Genomic DNA, 3100 nt, shown 5'->3' with positions numbered 1-3100 from the left:
ATCTGGCCCTGAGGAATAGCTAAATCTAAACTCTGAATGATGGTGTTGCCATCGTAGGCCAGGGTCAGTTTGCGAGTGGTGAGGGCTATTTGGGTAGCGGTGTTGGTGAGCATGGGAAGAGGATAGTTTAGAGTTTGAGGTTTAGGGTTTAGGGTGGAGTTACGGGTTACGGGTGTGATACAGCAGCCATAGAAAATAGGGTGCGCCAATCACAGATGTAATCACGCCGCAGGGTAGTTCGATGGGGGCGAAGGCGAGGCGACCCACGATATCGGCAAGTTCGACTATGCAGGCTCCGGTAAGCGCTGCTGTAGGAATGAGTCCGGCGTGGGAAGGGCCAACGAGGTAGCGGGCTAGGTGGGGAGCCATCAGCCCAACAAAGCCAATGGTGCCGGCGGTGGCGACGGAGGCTCCGGCTAGGGCTACCGTGCACAACAGCAGCAGGCTGCGGCTGTACTCCACTCGGCTACCAAGGCCTTGAGCTAGGGTGTCGCCTAGGTTGAGGGTGTCGAGATCCCTTGCCAGCCCTAGGGTTATCGGCAAAAACACTGCCAGCCACGGCAGAAGCGGCAACAGGTGCTCCCAACTGCGCCCGTAGACACTGCCCGTGAGCCACACCAAGGCCTGACTAACGTTGTAGATATTGCCGAAGGTAATCATCAGGCTGGTGAAGGCCCCAGTCAGCGAAGTCAAGCCAATGCCGACGAGAATTAGACGCATGGGAGTGCTGCTGCCGTTCCAGGCTAGAACATAGATGGCGATCGCTGCCCCTAGCCCGCCCAAAAACGCGGCAAGCGGCAGCCAGCCCACTGCCACCTGCGGGAACAAAATAATCAGCGCCACGGCCACCAAACTAGCTCCTGAATTGATGCCGATGATTTCTGGAGCTGCCAGCGGATTGCGGGTCAGCCCTTGCAAAATCGTCCCCGCCGTTGCCAGTCCCATACCCACCAGCAATGCCACTAATGCGCGGGGTAAGCGCAATGTATTCACCACAAAGGTGTCGTCGGGGCTGGACGAAAAGCCTAGGATGGTTTTGACCACCTCCAGCGGCGGCACCGGATATTCTCCCTGGCTAACGTTCAAGATCAGGGACAGCAGCGCCACCAGGGTCAATAGGCAGAGCACAATCGGCACCCGTCGATCGACCCGAAACGAGACGGGAAATCGCTGGGAGCGGATGGAAAGCCAGGGTTTGGTGGTGGACATGGGGGAGGAGTTTGAGGTGTTGGGTTTAAGGTTTAAGGACGTGTGTAGGGTGCTTCCACGCAGCGATGCACCGCCTTAATAACGCCGGAATTCTTACTGCTTCATGACGTTCGTAGGGGGCACCGCCCACCATGAACTTATTCCCTATCGCTTGATCTTCGATCGCGCCAAATAGATAAAAAACGGTGCCCCCACCAGCGCCGTCATTATGCCCACCGGTAGTTCCTGGGGACGAATCACTAGACGGGCGGCGGTATCAGCTACCGATAACAAAATACCCCCGGTAATCATGGCGTAGGGCAAAATCCAGCGGTAGTCTACCCCGACCACAAAGCGTACTACGTGGGGCACCACCAGGCCCACAAAGCCGATGGGGCCAGCCAGGGCTACAGCACTGCCCGCCAGCAGGACAACTGCGATCGCCGCTCCCACCTTCACCCAAACCGTCTGCAACCCCAAGCCCTGGGCCACATCCTCCCCCAAGCTCATCAGCGTCAGCTGCCGCCCTAGGGCCAGGGAAACCGCTAGTCCCACGGCCATGTAGGGCAAGATAGGGAGCATTGAGGCCATATCCTGCCCGGCCAGCGACCCGGCTAGCCAAAAGCGAATTTCATCCAGGGTGCGCTGACTGAGAATGAGAATGCCTGTGGTCAATGAACTCAGCAGATAGGACAGGGCAGCTCCCGCAATGATGAGCTTGAGGGGAGTGAGGCCGCTGCGGCCCAGGGAACCCAGCCAGTAGACGGTGACGGCAGCGATCGCCGCCCCGCCAAAGGCAAACCCCACATAGCTACCGTTGCCCTGCCAAAACACCGCTAGCACCATCGCCAGCGCCGCTCCCACGTTGATGCCTAGAATATCAGGCGCGGCCAGCGGGTTACGCGTTAGCCCCTGGGTGATGGCTCCCGCCACCGCTAGCGCTGCCCCCACGACCACCGCCAAAATGGCCCTCGGCAGCCGCACCGTACGAATAATCAAATGCTCCGTCGAGCCATCAAAGTGACAGACAGCCTGCCACACCGTTCCCGGCGCAATATCCGCCGCCCCCAGCAAAAGGCTGCCCAGCAGGCAGAGCAGTAATAGGCCACTGCCCCACATCAGGCCCAGCGCAAGAGATATAGGTGATTTAGAAAAAGCTAGGGGTTGGGATTGCACCGTCTTTGCATCCATATCAATTCATCAAACAATACCGACCTGATACCTAATCTCCCCGCTCGGTGGCAATTCCCAGCGTCGCGCCCTCAATCTCTCGTAGTTCGTCCATCACCGCGATCACCTGGCCATGATTCACGGCCTCATCGGCATTAATGACAATCACCGACTCCTGGGTTGCACCCATCAAATCGCGTACGCCCGCTTGTAGGTTTTCGAGGGCGATCGCCTCTCGGTTAAGCGCAATATCCCCTGATGCTTCTACCGTCACCGCAATCCGCGTCCGTTCCTGCACCTCGGCACTGGCCGCCTTGGGCAGGTTCACCGGCAGCGACTCAGAACGTGTCAAATACAGGCTAGAAATAATAAAAAATGTCAAAATCGCAAAGATGACATCGATCATCGGCACGATATTCAGGTCAAACTCGTCGTCGGGCTCTTCGAGGAAAAACATAGGAAGTTAGGGAGGGGAAATGGGCAAAGGGAAAAGCTTTGAGCTTTACTTAAAATCCTTCTGAGAGTATCTGAAAGCATCTGAGAGTAATCAAAACTTGGTAGGGCTCAAGATGTAAGGCTATTTATAGCTGGAACCTTTAAGCATCAAAAGTTTTGTGCCGCTATCACTACTAATTTTGAGCACTACCCAAAACTTAAAACTCAACCGTTCTGACTTACCTTTTTTGACTTACCTGATTAAGGTCTCTTCCTTCAGCCGATTCTGACGGTCGTAGTGGGTTTC

At 56.3% G+C, this 3100-nt stretch carries 3 protein-coding genes; all 3 read right to left on the bottom strand.

What is annotated here, in order from left to right; genetic code table 11:
- Positions 1–159: 159 nt before the first annotated feature.
- Positions 160–1209: an iron ABC transporter permease gene (locus V6D20_14155; GenBank protein HEY9816923.1), complete on the bottom strand. Its 1050-nt coding sequence runs from the start codon at positions 1207–1209 to the stop codon at positions 160–162.
- A gap of 144 nt (positions 1210–1353) precedes the next feature.
- A complete protein-coding gene (locus V6D20_14150) occupies positions 1354–2379 on the bottom strand; it encodes an iron ABC transporter permease (GenBank protein ID HEY9816922.1) in 1026 nt (341 codons plus the stop codon).
- Between the two features lie 31 nt (positions 2380–2410).
- Entirely contained in the window at positions 2411–2815 is a 405-nt protein-coding gene (locus tag V6D20_14145; GenBank protein HEY9816921.1) for a biopolymer transporter ExbD, read from the bottom strand.
- Positions 2816–3100 lie beyond the last annotated feature (285 nt).

Source organism: Candidatus Obscuribacterales bacterium, assembly GCA_036703605.1.
Taxonomy (GTDB): Bacteria; Cyanobacteriota; Cyanobacteriia; order RECH01; family RECH01; genus RECH01.
The sequence above is the reverse complement of the archived record's forward strand: the minus strand, read 5'-3'. Positions and strand labels throughout refer to the sequence as shown.

What these genes read in the sequence shown, in the direction of transcription:
- V6D20_14145 (HEY9816921.1), bottom strand. Translation starts at nt 2,815, where the DNA reads ATGTTTTTCCTCGAAGAGCCCGACGACGAGTTTGACCTGAATATCGTG.
- V6D20_14155 (HEY9816923.1), bottom strand. Translation starts at nt 1,209, where the DNA reads ATGTCCACCACCAAACCCTGGCTTTCCATCCGCTCCCAGCGATTTCCC.
- V6D20_14150 (HEY9816922.1), bottom strand. Translation starts at nt 2,379, where the DNA reads ATGGATGCAAAGACGGTGCAATCCCAACCCCTAGCTTTTTCTAAATCA.